A 14875-nucleotide genomic window follows, 5' to 3' on the forward strand; every position below is an offset into this window, starting at 1 on the left:
TATATTAGCTTAAAAATATATACTATGAAAAAGTTTCTTTTTTTAAGCCTGCTGTTCACGCTGGTATTGACTTCATGCTCTGATGATGATAATAAAACCCAGGGAACTGCAAATAAAGGCACACTTACAGTAAACGGAGTTGACTATGATGTTAACAGGGCTTACCTTATACCTAACTACACAGGGCAGAATCCTGAGTATGATAAAAGGCGCTTTTATATTGTACTGGCCAATGGCGGTTTAAGCCTTAATAATAATGAATTTGTATACTCAGGCGGTATTACACAGCTGATAGATTTTAATCTATACACTTCTGATGGAAACCCGGGCAGTATTGAAGAAACTACTTACGGACTATGGAGCAATACACCCAACACCGAAGCTTACATAGCACATGCAGGGATAAATACTGATGTTGAAGTACAAAACGGGGAATTTATATCGGCCAACTCATTAAGTTCTGACGATATGGATAGCAGACAGGTTACTATTTCAAAAAATAACGGTGTATATACCATAACCTTCTCTTTCAGTAATGAAACCAATACCGTAACCGGAAGTTATAAAGGCACGTTGCAGAGCCTTAATTATAATTATGAATAACCGTTTGATTCCATAAAAAGAGCCCGGGCAATGCCCGGGCTCTTTTTATGGGAATACTATTATGCCGGTGTTTTATTCTTTTTTTCAGGACGTATAATCATTCGGAAAGCCTGGTCTTTTGAAAAGTACGCAACCATCCAGTTCCAAAATGTGGTAAGCCTGTTACGGTAGCTGATTAATGACATGAGGTGAATAAACAACCACATGAGCCATGCTATAAATCCTTTAAAATGAAGTTTAGGCTTGGGCAGGTCAACCACTGCCTTATTTTTACCGATAATAGCCATAGAGCCTTTATCTTTATATTTAAAAGGCTTTAACTCCTCACTTTTTACCATACGTTTAAAATTTTTAGCAAGATGCTCCCCCTGCTGTATTGCTACCTGGGCTACCTGTGGGTGCCCCTGCGGAAAATCCTTATCGGTAGTTTGCAGACAGGTATCGCCAATAGCATAAATATTTTCGGTATTGGCAACTTTATTAAATTCATTCACTATCATCCTCCTGCCGCGCCCGTAACTTTCCTGTGGCAATCCCTCAAATATTTTAGCAGATACACCTGCTGCCCATATCAGGTTTTTAGACTGAATGGTTTCCCCATTGGCAAAGTGTACAGTGTCATCAATATAATCAGTTACACGGGCATTAAGCTTTATAATCACCCCCATTTTTTTCAGGGCATCATAGGTATCCTTTTGCGATTTTTCGCTCATTGGTGCAAGCAGTGCATCTCCCCCGTCAACAAGGTAAATATTACTGGCACTTGTTGCCAGCTCAGGATATTCCTTGCGTAATACACCATTACGCATTTCGGCAAACATTCCTGAAACCTCAACACCGGTAGGCCCTCCCCCTGCCACAACAATATTTAAATATTTCCTGCGCTCACGGCTGTTTTTGCAAATGGCTGCCTTTTCCATACGCTGCAATAACTTATTGCGCATTTCTATGGCATCATTAAGGGTTTTCATGGGTATGGCGTTTTTCATAACATTTTCCATACCAAAATAATTTGTTTCGGCACCTGTGGCAAAAACAAGGCTGTCATATTCCAGCTCGCCATTGTGCAGCACAACTTTATTTTCCTGAGGCTTTACCGAAAGCAGCTCGCCAAGGCGAAATTGTACATTTTTTCTATTCCTGAATAATTTACGGAAAGGATAGCTTATACTTGAAGGTTCAAGATAGGCGGTGGCTACCTGGTATATTAACGGCGGAAAAAAATTATAGTTATTTTTATCCACCAATGTAATTTTAAAATCCTTATTTCCGGCAAGCTCTTCGGCAAGGTTAATGCCGGCAAAACCTCCCCCTATTATAACTATCCTCATACCTTACTATTTTAGTTTTATAGAATGCTTAAAAGGCTATATAAAGTTAGCCAATTTAGCATTAACAGCCAATGAAACTACCTGTTGCCAAACTAAATTTATGAAATAATTGGCTTTTTAAATAAGGATTTACAATTATCATTTAAACAAGGATTTTCCTATACAAATAGTTATATAGATATGTTAATAAAATAGCTTTTAGCCTGTTCAATATTTACTTTTATGGGTAAATAATTTCCACACTATGGCAAAAATTTTCAGCAGGCAGTTTTTTAAAAACAGTTTTTCAATATTAAAAGAAGCCTTTATGGGTTTTATGGAAGACAAAGGGCTTAAATTAAGTGCTTCGCTTTCGTACTACACGGTTTTTTCCATGGCTCCCCTGCTTTTACTTGTAATATCGTTGGCAGGTGCTTTTTTTGGCAATGAAGCTATTGAGGGAAGAGTCTTTTCAGAAATTAACGGATTGATTGGCGATAAGGCCGCAGGGCAGGTTCAGGAAATTATAAGTAACCTGAAATTATCAGGTAAAACAACCTTTTCGGTAATTATAGGTGCAATTACACTGGTTATAGGTGCCACTACCGTTTTTGCCGAAATACAGGACTCCATAAATATAATCTGGAAAATAAGGGCTAAGCCTAAAAAAGGTTGGCTAAAGCTGCTAAAAGACAGGTTACGTTCGGGTTCTATAATTGTGGGGCTCGGATTTTTATTAATTGTTACCCTTATTATAAACGGGTTACTTTTGGCTTTAAGTGATATACTGCACCAGTATTTTCCTGACATAACACTTGTACTGGTAAACATTATAAATATAGCCATTAGCTTTTTTGTTATAACGGTGCTTTTCGGGGTAATATTTAAAGTACTGCCCGATGCGTACATTGCCTGGAAAGACGTTAGGGCCGGTGCCTTTTTTACGGCATGCCTTTTTATGCTTGGGCGTTACCTTATAGGTGTATATATAGAAACAACGGGTGCAGGCTCGCCCTATGGCGCGGCAGGTTCTATCATAATAATATTGCTGTGGGTATATTACACCGCTGCCATATTGTACTTCGGTGCTGAATTTACAAAAGCCTATGCCAATTTTATAGGGGCGCAAATACGCCCATCAGAATATGCGGTTTATGTAGAGCAAAAGGAAGTTGAAAAGATAGTTGATGCAATACCCGCCAAAGAACGCAAAGAAGATAATAACAGCTAAAAAAAATGCCATCCCGTTTTATCGGGATGGCATTTTTTTTAATTTATAGGCTATTAAACTTTTAGCCTGCCTTCAAGGCTGTTATCATCTACTCCTTTGCCTAATATTGCACCCGCTGCCCATTTAATAAGCGATATCATTTTTCCACTTTTTGTATCCCAGTAATAGGCATCTTCAGGCGCAACCTTAATCACAGTTACATCCGGGTCTTCCTTTCCTTCTTCAAACCATGTTTTTGCAATAGGTGTCCACACCTCATCAATATGTGCTTTATCACGGTAAATTACTGCTTTGCCAAAAAGCGATAAAAAATGGGCATCAGCATTTTTTGCAAAAATAAGCTGTACATCCTCATCATGCTTAATTTCAAAATTCTTATTGCTTTTTGCAGAACTGATGAACCATATATTCCCTTCATCATCCACCTCCTGCACTGCCATTGGCCTTGTTGGTATCGGCCTTACCGAAAGTTCTGTGCAAAACATGCACATTTTAATATCTTCTGCCATTTCCTTTATTTTGGCAACAGCTTCTTTACTGAATAAATCTTTATGATTTCCCATAGCTTTTTATTTTTAATTAGTTATTTATTTTCCTGAAACCCAATTTACCGCACTATTATAATCTGCTTTGTGAAAGCCACGGAATTCACCCGGCATTACTTTACTGAATGCATCCGTAAATTCTATAACTGCATCAGAATCTGATACAATAGCAGCACGGTTCCATTTGGTAATGTGGTTAATACCCAGCAGCGCATCCTGCAGCCATGCGCCCATTGTAAAGTCTTTTGGAGAATTATCAAGAAACAAAAGGTAGTTTAGTTTCCCTGTTTTTTCTACCAGTGAAGCTACCTGTTGCTTTACAATTTCAAAATCGTCTTTGGTTACTTCGCCTTCAGAGCGGAAGCCAACCATATTTTCCGGCAATCCGGTAATTTGCGTTATCATAGTACAAGGGTTTAAAGTTTATACTAATTTACCCTTTACCTTATTAAACGCATGTTAGTGTAATCATAATAATTCTGAAAGTTATTATAAATCATGCAGTTGCTTTTCCATAATATAATCTTCCATAAGGTATCCCTGCCCTATATCAATGTCCTCTTCGCCGGTTTTTATAAATCCGGTTTTAGTATAAAACTGTAGTGCGCTATTAAACCGGTTAACGTTTAAGGTTAAAACACTATTGCCGGCAGCCTTGGCGGCTTTCTCAATAGCGTTGGTTAAAATACTTCCGGCACCTTTGCCCTGGGCTTCGGGCATAATGTATAGTTTATGGATTTTTGTAACGCCGGTACGGTAATTTATTTCATAAGAAGCGAAGCCAAGATATACACCATTATCCTGTAATAACAGAAATTCATGCCTGTTTTGTGTTAACTGACGTAAAATACTTTCAGGGCTGTACATCATGCCAAACATGTAATCCAATTGCTCTTTACTGAGTATATGCCTATAGGTTGGCTCCCATACCCTGCCTGCAAGCTGGTTAATTAAGTTTACATCATTATCTGTTATCCTTCTTACTTCCATAAATTTATATTTTGCGACTGCTTTATTTAAAAGGCTTTCCTTAGTATAAAGGTACTCAAAAAAATTATTGGCACAGTAATTGGTTTATGGTAAGCAAACAACAAAACTTTTATACAAAGGCACTATAATTACCTAAAATCATGAAAACTTATTTACTACATATAGCCGTTTTTACACTGCTTACCTTAAGCAATGCATTTGCACAGGATGTTACTACTGTGCGGGCTAACAGCTACGATATAAGCGATAACCTGAACCTGAAGGCTGTAGCCTCCATATTTGGAGAATCGCGCGACCTTGAAGATTTTGAAAGAAAGCTTAATGACCCGGAACTGCAAATATCAAACCTTGACCTTAACGGTGATAACAGGGTAGATTATTTAAGGGTTATTGAAGTAACAGAAAATAACACGCACGTAATTATACTGCAATCTGTTTTGGGTATTGACACCTTTCAGGATGTAGCTACTATTGAAGTGGAAAGAGACAGGTATAACAATGTACAGGTTCAGGTTGTGGGCGATGTTTATATGTATGGGCCGAACTATATATATGAGCCCGTTTATGTTAGCAGGCCATTAATTTATGATGTGTTTTGGGCAAGCAGCTACAGGCCATATTACTCGCCATGGTATTGGGGTTATTACCCTGTATATTATACTTATTGGGCACCCTACCCTGCTTACAGGTACAGGAACCATATACATGTACATATAAATACAAGGAATAATTATAACTATGTAAACGGCGGAAGAAGCTCAAGGGCTGTGGCATTATACAGCGGAAGAAGGGCAAATGCCTATGAAAGACAAAATCCGGATAATTCATTTACCAGCAGGACGTCTTCTACAAACAGGTATGCGCTTGAACAAACAAGGACAACTTCTGCAACGCGCAATTCAGTTCCTGCAACCAGGACATCTTATAACAATTCATCAAGAAATTCAGGCACAAGGTTAAGCAATACCAGTGCCACAAGGAATAGCAGCATAACAACGCCGCAAAGGACAAATACTTCAGTAAGAAGCACAACTCCTTCAAGGCCGGCCGCTACACCTGCAAGGAGCAGCAGTACAATAACAAGGACAAGCCCTTCTTATGAAAGAAGCCGTACACAGCCGGCCAGGAGCGGTAATACCGTTAGAAGTTCTGCACCGGCAAGAAGCAGTGCCCCGGCAGTAAGAAGTACACCTTCCAGTTCAAGAAGTTCATCTACAATAAGAAGCTCACAGCCCCAGCCAAGGCAAAGTTCGCCATCAAGGCAATCAGGCTCAGGACGTTCAAGAGGTTAATTTATTATATTCGAAAAAAGCACCGCGTACTGCGGTGCTTTTTTTATACAATACGTTTAGTATTTATGGCTTCTGCCCATTCATCCCTGCCGCATACAGAGCAGTTGGCAGCAACAGGCTCCAGTTGCTGTATATTAGCACAAAAAGTGCAGGCGTAAACGCCTGACTTTGGTATATTTCTGGTTTTTAGGTTAAACAACTGGGGGCGTATTGGCAGGCCATATTTTATATCTTTATCTTCATAAAAATAAATACTTATGGCTCCGTTTGTTTCTATATAGGCATACCTCACCTGCCCCAGGTGCTCAACCGATTTTAGCCTGAGTTCTGCAAAAAACTCGTCCTGCGCCAAATCTTCCTTTTCAAAGCTTGATAATGAAAACTGCCCGTCTTCAATAATACATTTGGTTTTGCCTTCAATAAAATTTTCAAACCGCTTGCTTTTACCCAACAGCCAGGTAACACTCCTGTACATGGCGAGTATGCACATAAAAACCATTATGGCAGGTATAAGCCCTACATCTTCATAAAACATAGGGTCCCCTGCTGCCGAACCCAGCGAAATGATAATTACCACCTCAAATATAGAAAGCTGTTTTACCCCACGTTTACCGGTAAACTTAAGCGTAAGCAAAACAACTATGAACATTACAACAGTGCGGAAAATTACTTCCAGTACAAATGTTATGGGCAGGTCATTCAGCAGCACCCTTTTCCATTCAAATATTTCATCCATATAAATAAAATCTGTTTTAAAAATACTACTTTTCCCAGCAGCGTTAACAAATATTAGCACAACTTTAGTAGTGTATTAAAACACGTATAACCATCTAAATGGTAATTTTATAACTGTAAAAATTACTAATCAAAAAAATTAAAATCATGAGCAAGAAAGTAGCTATACTGGCAACTGACGGTTTTGAAGAAAGCGAACTTAAATCACCAAAAGAATATCTTGAAGAACAAGGCTGGACAGCACATATTGTCAGCTTAAAATCAGGTTCAATTAAAGCTTGGGCTGAAAAAGACTGGGGTGATGAATATAAAGTGGATAAAACCCTTGATGAAGTAACATCTGGAGATTATCATGCCCTCGTACTGCCAGGAGGCGTTATAAACCCAGACCTGCTAAGGAGGGAAGAAAAAGCAATAAGCTTTGTAAAAGACTTTTTTAAAGAACATAAGCCTGTAGCGGCAATATGCCATGGCCCGCAGCTTTTAATTAATGCTGAAGTGGTAGATGGCAGGGAACTTACATCATTCCCATCTGTAAGGAAAGACCTTGAAAATGCCGGTGCAAAATGGGTAGATAAAGAAGTAGTGGTTGATAACGGCCTTGTTACCAGCCGTAACCCTAACGACCTTCCTGCATTCAACAAAAAAATGGTAGAAGAAATTAAAGAAGGTAAGCACGAGTTGCAAAGAGCATAATTAAGGTTACTACTTTAATTCACCGAAAGCTTTTATGTGTAATGCATAAAAGCTTTCTTTTTTTTATATTTTTACATTTAAATCATCCACCTTTATTTATGAAGAAATATTTTACATGCATAACCTTAATCCTTATGGCTTTACCCGGTTATGCGCAGCTAAAAGCAGTTGCTTATAAAGACGGTAGCCAAAAGCTTAACGGCTATGCTGCAAAACCTGTAAAAGCATTACCCGAAAATCCGGGAATACTTATACTGCCTGCCTGGAAAGGTATAAGCACCCACTCTAAGGAGGTGGCCCAAAAACTTGCCGATGCCGGTTATCATGCTTTTATTGCCGATATTTATGGTGAAGGCAATTACCCTTCAACAACCGAAGAAGCCGGAAAAATAGCAGGATATTATAAAACCAATTATAAAGAATACCAAAAAAGGATTTCGCTTGCGCTTGATGAGCTTATAAAATCAGGGGCAAGCCCGGAAAACCTTGTAATAATAGGTTATTGTTTTGGCGGTATAGGCGCTCTTGAAGCTGTCCGCGCCGGCCTTGGTGTAAGAGGTGTGGCGAGCTTTCATGGCGGGTTGGGTAAAGATGCCTCCAGGCCCAACGGAAAAATACGTACAAAGGTTTTAGTGCTTCATGGGGCTGATGACCCTTATGTGCCGCAAAAGGATATTGAATCATTCCAAAAGGAAATGCGCGATGGCAAAGCCGATTGGCAAATGATATATTATTCGGATGCAGTGCATGCTTTTACCGAAAAAGAAGCAGGTAACGACAACTCTAAGGGTGCTGCCTATAATGAAACTGCCGACAGGAGAAGCTGGCAGCATTTTATGCTGTTTCTGGATGAAATACTGAGCGAATAACATTCTTTTTCAATTAGCCAATATACTGTATGGGTAAGCACCATTTAAGGACAGATAAGAATTGCGAAAACTGCGGTTATACTGTAGATTTAGCCTACTGCTCTAACTGCGGGCAAAAAAACGTGGAAACCAGGCAGTCGTTCATTCATCTTATAACACACTTTGCAGAAGATTTTACGCATTATGACAATGCCTTCTGGAAGACTATTAAATATCTTTTATTCCGCCCTGCAAAACTTACAAAAGAATATCTTGCAGGACGCAGGCAAATGTATGTACCGCCTGTAAAACTTTACATATTTATCAGCTTTGTTACTTTTTTCCTTTTAATTTTTCTTGACGGGTACCAGAATCGTGAACATGAAGAAGAAATTACAACTGCAAATAAGGAAATGGCACATAGCCAGGAAATTACCCTTTGGGATAAAACCTATACTTCAAAAGAAGATTTTATACAAAAACAGGCTGTCCTGCCCGAAGATAAAAAACTACCGCCCATGCAATATAAGCTGGGTAAAAGTATACTGGAACTTTCAGAAAAAAACCTTACGGGAAAACAGTTTGCAGAAGTGTTTTTCCATACCATGCCAAAGGCCCTGTTTTTATATATGCCTTTTTTTGCGTTTTTACTGTGGCTTTTTCATGGTAAAAAGCGCTGGTATTTTTTTGACCACGGTATTTTTACCCTTCATTACTTTTCGCTGTTGTTATTATTGGTAACACTATGCCTTTTATTCGACTGGCTTGTAAGTTCTGTTTTCAGTACGTCAATATCAGATGCCTTAAGTTCTTTTATGGTAATTGTTGCAATGCTTTACGGGTTTTATTACTTCTTCCGTTCCCATAGCAGGATGTATGGCGAAACAAAAACCATATCAAGGCTTAAAAGTTTGGCTTTATTTATTATAAACTTTATTTTTTTAAACATAATTTTAATAGCTATAGCAATATATACTATATACCATATTGACTAATTAAAACCCAGATGATAATGAAAAAAATTGCGATACTTTCCCTTTCTCTTTTTGTACTGTCATGCAGTAGCACAAAAGTTAAGGACTATACCAAGGCAGATGTAAACAAATATATGAATACCATATCGGCAGAAGACCTTAAAAAACATCTTTACATAGTAGCATCAGATGAAATGGAAGGGCGCAATACCGGCGAGCCTGGACAAAAAAAAGCAGGCGAATATTTGATTTCACAATATGAAAAAAATAATATTTCCTATCCAGAAAAAGCTGGCAGTTTTTACCAGAAAGTACCTTCAGCATTTATGGTAAGGCCATTTAGCCCACGCTTAAACGACTCCGAAAATATCTGGGCTTATATAAAAGGGACGGAAAAACCTGAAGAAGTATTAGTTATTTCTGCCCATTATGACCACGTGGGCATGAAAAACGGCGAAGTTTACAATGGTGCCGATGATGATGGTTCGGGCACGGTTGCATTGCTTGAAATAGCCCAGGCATTTATGGAAGCCAAAAAAGAGGGTTACGGCCCTAAACGCTCAATACTTTTCCTTCACGTAACAGGTGAAGAACACGGCCTGCACGGTTCACGCTATTATTCGGAAAATCCACTGTTCCCTATTGACAGTACCATTGCCGACCTCAATATTGACATGATTGGGCGCAGGGATAACAACCACAAGGATAATGGAAATTATGTGTATGTTATAGGCTCTGACCGCCTTAGTACAGAACTGCATAACATTAATGAGGAAGCCAATAAAAAATATACCCGCCTGGAACTTGATTACAAATATAATGACAGAAATGACCCTAACCAGTTTTACTACAGGTCAGACCATTATAATTTTGCCAAGAAAGGTATTCCTATTATATTTTATTTTAACGGTGTACATGCTGATTACCACATGCCTACAGATACTCCTGATAAAATTGAATATGACCTGCTTGCAAAAAGGGCGCAGCTTGCTTTTGTTACCGCATGGGAACTGGCTAACAGGGAAAACCGCCCTGTAGTTGATAAAGACGGAAAATAATTATAAGCCAGTATTGCTGTTTTTAGTATGGATACTATAACTATAAGGGAGGCTACACCTAACGACTTACCCGGAATATTGAGTATTATAAACTATAACATACTGCACACTACGGCAGTTTATGACTATGAGCCAAAAAACATGCAGTATATGGAAACATGGCTTAACGAAAAGCAGCAGGCAGCTTTTCCTGTATTTTTAGCACATGATGTTTCAGGGCAAATAACAGGCTATGCCTCATATGGCAATTTTAAGCAAAAAGACGGTTACAGGCATACTGTAGAACATTCTGTATATACGGCAGAAAGTTATTCAGGAAAAGGTATTGGAAATTTATTAATGCTTGCGCTGCTGCAACATGCAAAATCTCAACACGTACACTGCATGATAGGGCTTATTGATGCTGATAACCATGCCAGTATTTACTTTCATAAAAAGCATGGCTTTACAGAAGCAGGTATTATAAAACAGGCAGGATATAAATTTAACCGCTGGCTTGATGTATTAATAATGCAGGTACTATTATAATTACTTTTTGTCCATACGCGCCAGTATATCATTCATCATGTCAATCTGAACCCTCTGTATCTCAATAAGCGACTGTTCCTGGTGCAGGATAAGGTGATCCAGCTTTTCATGCAGCATGCGTATTTCGAGTTCTGACTTCAAGTTTACCATATAATCGTTTTTTGCCCTTTCCCTGTCTTTCTCTTCCTGCCTGTTTTGGCTCATCATAATAACAGGAGCCTGTAATGCTGCAATACACGAAAGTATAAGGTTAAGCAATATAAACGGGTAAGGGTCAAACCCTTTATTGGCAAGAAAGAAGATATTTACCGCAATCCATATCAGTAAAAAGGTTACAAAAGATATAATAAATGTCCAGCTTCCGCCAAAGTCGGCTACTTTATCGGCCACTCGCTGACCAAATGTAGAGGTTCCTGCCTCATCTTCAAGTTTATCGGCAAGCAGCGTACGGTTTTTAAGTGAATCCAGTACTTTATTCTCCATTTGGGAAAGCTCCCCCATCTCCTTAGTAAGAAAATCAGAAATATACCTTTCCCTGTAATGGTTAAGCTCAGCCATCGAAAGGCTGCAGGTAACATTAAAATCAGGATGGTCTTTTTGTATAATATCCAATATTGGTTTTCTTACCAGTCTTGCCATCACCCTTTCCTTAGCAGGGAATTCCTTTCCGGAAATATCGCTTATAAACTTCTGCATATTAAAACCAGTCTTTTCTTTTAAAATAAATTATCATAACTATTGCTATTAAAACCATTACGCCCAGGGTTATATAATAGCCGTTTTGGGTGTGCAGTTCGGGTATGTTTTCAAAGTTCATCCCATATACCCCCACAATAAAAGTGAGCGGCATAAAAATAACCGAAAATATGGTAAGGGTTTTCATTATCTGGTTCATACGCTGGCTTTGCGCCGAATAATGAAAATTTGAAATACTGTCCAGCGAGTTCAGGTCATATTCCACCTGGTCTAATAACTCAAGGCTTTTTTGATAAAGCCTTGCAAAAAAAGTGCGGCTGGCTTTGCCAATATTTTCATATTCCTCATCGTCCTCAGTATCCTTTAGCTTGTACAGTGCTTCCCTAAGCGGATTGAGTGAGCGTTTAAGGTAATTAAGGTTTTCCCTTCCCCTCTCAATCTTGGCTACTAAATCAGCTTTTACATTTGTCTTAGCCTCGGTATTTAGCACCTCAATACGGTCTTCAAACTTCTCAATGGTTATAAAATAATTTTCCATTATGGCATCAAGCATAAGGTACAACAGGTAATCATTCTTTTTCTTTCTTATTATGCCTGTGCCCGTCCTTATACGTTCGCGTATGTGTGTAAAATAATCACTTTTCTTTTCCTGAAAAGAAATAATAAGGCTGCCTGTAAGCAAAAAACTTATCTGTTCTGTTATAATCACTCCTTCCTCCTCTTCCGGCAATACTGACTTCACGCTGAAAAAAAGTGTATCCCCAAGTTCTTCAATACGCGTGCGGCGGGAAGTATTCAGGATATCGCCCACAACCATGTTATCAATCTGCAGTTGGCCTGCTATCTTTTTTATAAGATTAACATCATGCAGCCCATGCACATTAAGCCATTTAACATCCTGCGGGTTTGCATTGCACTCCTGCTGGGCATTTTCCGGGGAAATATTTACAAACTCCTTATAACCCTCTTCATTATATAAAAAAAGCTGTACCTGTACAGGTTCGGTAGTATAACTTCCTGTATATTCAAAATTATAAGGCTGTACTTTGCGTACTTTACGGTATTTTATCCTTCTCATGTACTGCATTTGTTTGTATAAATATAGGAGTTTTTTAAAATCCATTCTATTTTTACAAAAAGTTTAGTGTAATGAACATACTTATTAAAAATATTAAAGAATTACTACAGGTAAGGGAACCCGGAACTGATAAAATTGCAGGAAAGGAAATGGCAACCCTGCCAAAACTGGAAAGTGCCTGGTTATTAATAGAAGGCAACAACATAACCGATTTTGGTACAATGGATAGTTGCCCTGAAGTTAATGCAGCCAGTACTATAGATGCCACCGGAAAAACCGTATTACCCGCATGGTGCGACAGCCACACACATATTGTTTATGCAGGAAACCGGGAGCAGGAATTTGTAGACCGGATAAACGGGTTGACCTATGAGGAAATTGCAGCACGCGGCGGCGGCATACTCAATTCGGCAAAGAAACTGAATGAAACCAGTGAAGAAGATTTATACCTGCAATCGTGCCAACGCCTTGAGGAAGTGATGCGGTTAGGCTCCGGCGCGGTAGAAATAAAATCAGGCTATGGGCTTACTGTGGAAGGTGAACTAAAGATGCTGCGCGTTATAAAAAGGCTTAAGGAAGAATACCCTGTTGCCATAAAGGCCACTTTTTTAGGCGCACATGCTTTTCCAAAAGAGTTTAAGGAAAACCATAAAGGCTACGTTGATATAATAATAAATGAAATGCTGCCTGTTATTGCAAAAGAACAACTTGCCAATTATATTGATGCCTTTTGCGAAACAGGCTACTTTTCGGTTGAGGAAACGGAGCAAATTATAGAGGCCGGAAAAAAATATGGCTTGCAGGCCAAAATACATGTAAACCAGTTTACCGCCATTGGCGGTATTGAAGCCTGCGTAAAGCATGGTGCATTATCTGTTGACCATCTTGAAATTGTAACTGATGAGGATATTGAAGTTTTAAAAAACAGCAATACCATACCTGTAGCTTTGCCATCATGCTCTTTCTTTATCAGCATACCATACACACCTGCCCGTAAAATGCTGGACAATGGGCTGCCTTTGGCTCTTGCTACCGATTTTAACCCCGGCACAACACCATCAGGCAATATGAACCTTGTAGTGGCAACAGCCTGTATAAAAATGAAAATGACTCCGGAAGAAGCTATAAATGCAGCTACCCTAAACGGGGCTTATGCCATGGGTATTTCCAAAACACATGGAAGCATAACTAAAGGCAAAAGGGCTAATGTTATAATTACAAAACCCCTTACCTCCTATTACCAGTTACCATATGCCTTTGGCAGCAACCTGATTGACAGTGTAATTATAGAGGGTGAAATTATAAAGTAACCTGCATAAAATTTAATGAAAAAAAAGGGAGTTTAAACTCCCTTTTTTTTCATTAAATTTTATCTCAACGTGAATGTTGAACTGCCCACAAGTTTATCCTTGTCAAAAAGGTTTACATAATAAAGCCCTTTTTCAAAATCTTTACCTGAAAGTGTTTCGTTTACATTTACGGTTTTATTGTCATAGCTCACATTTGTGGTAAAGCTGTAAGTTAAATTATACTCACCAAAAACTTCATTTTTCTTTTCGCCTAAAACATTGTTTTTGCTGTCAATAATCTGCACATAATACATTCTTTCACCAGACTGTGCCACTTCATTGGCTGCTATGGTAAAACTAATTTTAATCTTATCAACACGCCTTGCTTTATCAGTAGCAACCAGCTTGCCGGAATTCCTTTCTTTAAAAGGCTCTGCCTTAACGTTTAATATAGTCAGCTTGCTGGCTTTCTCAACAGTTTTGCTAAGGTTTTCATTTTGTGTAACCAGTGTATCGGCATACCTTCTTGACTCATCAAGTGCTGTCATGGTACTGTCGCGCTCACTGGTAAGCATGGCATTTTGTTCTTTAAGCTGTTTATTCTCTGCCATCAGCTTATCCATTTCACGCTTAAGCCTGCTGTAATCATCTTTAAATTTCCTTAATGAATTGGCATCGCCTTTCCATTTTTCCACTTCAGCCATCAGCTTTTCAATTTTATCCCTTTCAGCCTGTAACTCACTTTTAAGTCCTGAATTATCAGCTATAGCTGCATCATAGCTATCCCTTGCTTCCTTTAGGTCAGCCAAAAGTTGTTCTTTGTCAGATTTGTAAACTTTTTCTGCTTTTTCACTTTCGCTGCTCATTTTATACATATAGGCCAAACTACCTACCAGCAGTATGGCAAGCACTACAATAATGGCTTTTAAACTTGAATTGCTTCTTTGTTGTTCCATGCTAAAAAAATTTTCTCAAATTTATATATATTTTAATTTCTCCTTT

General features: G+C 38.7%; 17 protein-coding genes. 9 read left to right on the forward strand and 8 right to left on the reverse strand.

The window, feature by feature from the left end; translation table 11 throughout:
• Positions 1 to 24: 24 nt before the first annotated feature.
• Positions 25 to 603 (forward strand): hypothetical protein, encoded by a 579-nt coding sequence (locus tag GSF09_RS07850; RefSeq protein WP_159800398.1) that lies wholly within the window; start codon positions 25 to 27, stop codon positions 601 to 603.
• Positions 604 to 662: 59 nt separating this feature from the next.
• Here GSF09_RS07850 and GSF09_RS07855 read toward each other — a convergent pair whose 3' ends face one another.
• A complete protein-coding gene (locus tag GSF09_RS07855; protein WP_159800399.1) occupies positions 663 to 1934 on the reverse strand; it encodes an NAD(P)/FAD-dependent oxidoreductase in 1272 nt (423 codons plus the stop codon).
• Between the two features lie 244 nt (positions 1935 to 2178).
• Here GSF09_RS07855 and GSF09_RS07860 point away from each other — a divergent pair, with 244 nt between their 5' ends.
• Positions 2179 to 3144, forward strand: a complete 966-nt coding sequence (locus tag GSF09_RS07860; protein ID WP_159800400.1) for a YihY/virulence factor BrkB family protein — start codon at positions 2179 to 2181, stop codon at positions 3142 to 3144.
• A gap of 53 nt (positions 3145 to 3197) precedes the next feature.
• Here the strand turns inward: GSF09_RS07860 and GSF09_RS07865 are convergent, their stop codons facing one another.
• The 3 genes from GSF09_RS07865 to GSF09_RS07875 form a co-directional block, all read right to left on the reverse strand.
• Positions 3198 to 3707 (reverse strand): pyridoxamine 5'-phosphate oxidase family protein, encoded by a 510-nt coding sequence (locus GSF09_RS07865; RefSeq protein ID WP_159800401.1) that lies wholly within the window; start codon positions 3705 to 3707, stop codon positions 3198 to 3200.
• 24 nt (positions 3708 to 3731) lie between these two features.
• Positions 3732 to 4094, reverse strand: coding sequence for an STAS/SEC14 domain-containing protein (locus GSF09_RS07870; protein ID WP_159800402.1), 363 nt, complete (start codon positions 4092 to 4094; stop codon positions 3732 to 3734).
• A gap of 84 nt (positions 4095 to 4178) precedes the next feature.
• Complete coding sequence (locus tag GSF09_RS07875; RefSeq protein WP_159800403.1) at positions 4179 to 4679, reverse strand: GNAT family N-acetyltransferase; 501 nt, start codon at positions 4677 to 4679, stop codon at positions 4179 to 4181.
• 140 nt (positions 4680 to 4819) lie between these two features.
• Between GSF09_RS07875 and GSF09_RS07880 the strand changes: the two genes are divergently transcribed.
• Complete coding sequence (locus GSF09_RS07880; protein WP_159800404.1) at positions 4820 to 5971, forward strand: hypothetical protein; 1152 nt, start codon at positions 4820 to 4822, stop codon at positions 5969 to 5971.
• A 43-nt stretch (positions 5972 to 6014) separates the two neighbouring features.
• Here GSF09_RS07880 and GSF09_RS07885 read toward each other — a convergent pair whose 3' ends face one another.
• The gene (locus GSF09_RS07885) at positions 6015 to 6707 is read right to left on the reverse strand and encodes a DUF421 domain-containing protein (RefSeq protein WP_159800405.1); all 693 of its coding nucleotides are present in this window, start codon (positions 6705 to 6707) and stop codon (positions 6015 to 6017) included.
• A 146-nt stretch (positions 6708 to 6853) separates the two neighbouring features.
• On the opposite strand from GSF09_RS07885, the gene GSF09_RS07890 reads away from it, so the two are divergent.
• The 5 genes from GSF09_RS07890 (at position 6854) to GSF09_RS07910 (ending at position 10810) form a co-directional block, all read left to right on the forward strand.
• The gene (locus tag GSF09_RS07890) at positions 6854 to 7402 is read left to right on the forward strand and encodes a type 1 glutamine amidotransferase domain-containing protein (protein WP_159800406.1); all 549 of its coding nucleotides are present in this window, start codon (positions 6854 to 6856) and stop codon (positions 7400 to 7402) included.
• 134 nt (positions 7403 to 7536) lie between these two features.
• On the forward strand, positions 7537 to 8271 hold the full coding sequence (locus GSF09_RS07895) for a dienelactone hydrolase family protein (RefSeq protein WP_236564859.1): 735 nt from the start codon (positions 7537 to 7539) through the stop codon (positions 8269 to 8271).
• Positions 8272 to 8300: 29 nt separating this feature from the next.
• The gene (locus tag GSF09_RS07900; protein WP_159800408.1) at positions 8301 to 9245 is read left to right on the forward strand and encodes a DUF3667 domain-containing protein; all 945 of its coding nucleotides are present in this window, start codon (positions 8301 to 8303) and stop codon (positions 9243 to 9245) included.
• A 17-nt stretch (positions 9246 to 9262) separates the two neighbouring features.
• Positions 9263 to 10282: a M28 family metallopeptidase gene (locus GSF09_RS07905; RefSeq protein ID WP_159800409.1), complete on the forward strand. Its 1020-nt coding sequence runs from the start codon at positions 9263 to 9265 to the stop codon at positions 10280 to 10282.
• 27 nt (positions 10283 to 10309) lie between these two features.
• On the forward strand, positions 10310 to 10810 hold the full coding sequence (locus GSF09_RS07910; RefSeq protein ID WP_159800410.1) for a GNAT family N-acetyltransferase: 501 nt from the start codon (positions 10310 to 10312) through the stop codon (positions 10808 to 10810).
• On the opposite strand, the gene GSF09_RS07915 is transcribed toward GSF09_RS07910, so the two are convergent.
• On the reverse strand, positions 10811 to 11506 hold the full coding sequence (locus GSF09_RS07915) for a DUF1003 domain-containing protein (RefSeq protein ID WP_159800411.1): 696 nt from the start codon (positions 11504 to 11506) through the stop codon (positions 10811 to 10813).
• 1 nt (position 11507) lies between these two features.
• Positions 11508 to 12584, reverse strand: a complete 1077-nt coding sequence (gene corA / locus GSF09_RS07920; RefSeq protein WP_159800412.1) for a magnesium/cobalt transporter CorA — start codon at positions 12582 to 12584, stop codon at positions 11508 to 11510.
• Between the two features lie 71 nt (positions 12585 to 12655).
• Between corA and hutI the strand changes: the two genes are divergently transcribed.
• A complete protein-coding gene (gene hutI, locus GSF09_RS07925; protein ID WP_159800413.1) occupies positions 12656 to 13894 on the forward strand; it encodes an imidazolonepropionase in 1239 nt (412 codons plus the stop codon).
• Positions 13895 to 13953: 59 nt separating this feature from the next.
• Here hutI and GSF09_RS07930 read toward each other — a convergent pair whose 3' ends face one another.
• Positions 13954 to 14829 (reverse strand): hypothetical protein, encoded by an 876-nt coding sequence (locus GSF09_RS07930; RefSeq protein WP_159800414.1) that lies wholly within the window; start codon positions 14827 to 14829, stop codon positions 13954 to 13956.
• Positions 14830 to 14875: the final 46 nt, after the last annotated feature.

It is taken from the genome of Flavobacterium sp. MK4S-17, from assembly GCF_009848495.1.
Classification (GTDB): domain Bacteria; phylum Bacteroidota; class Bacteroidia; order Flavobacteriales; family Flavobacteriaceae; genus Flavobacterium.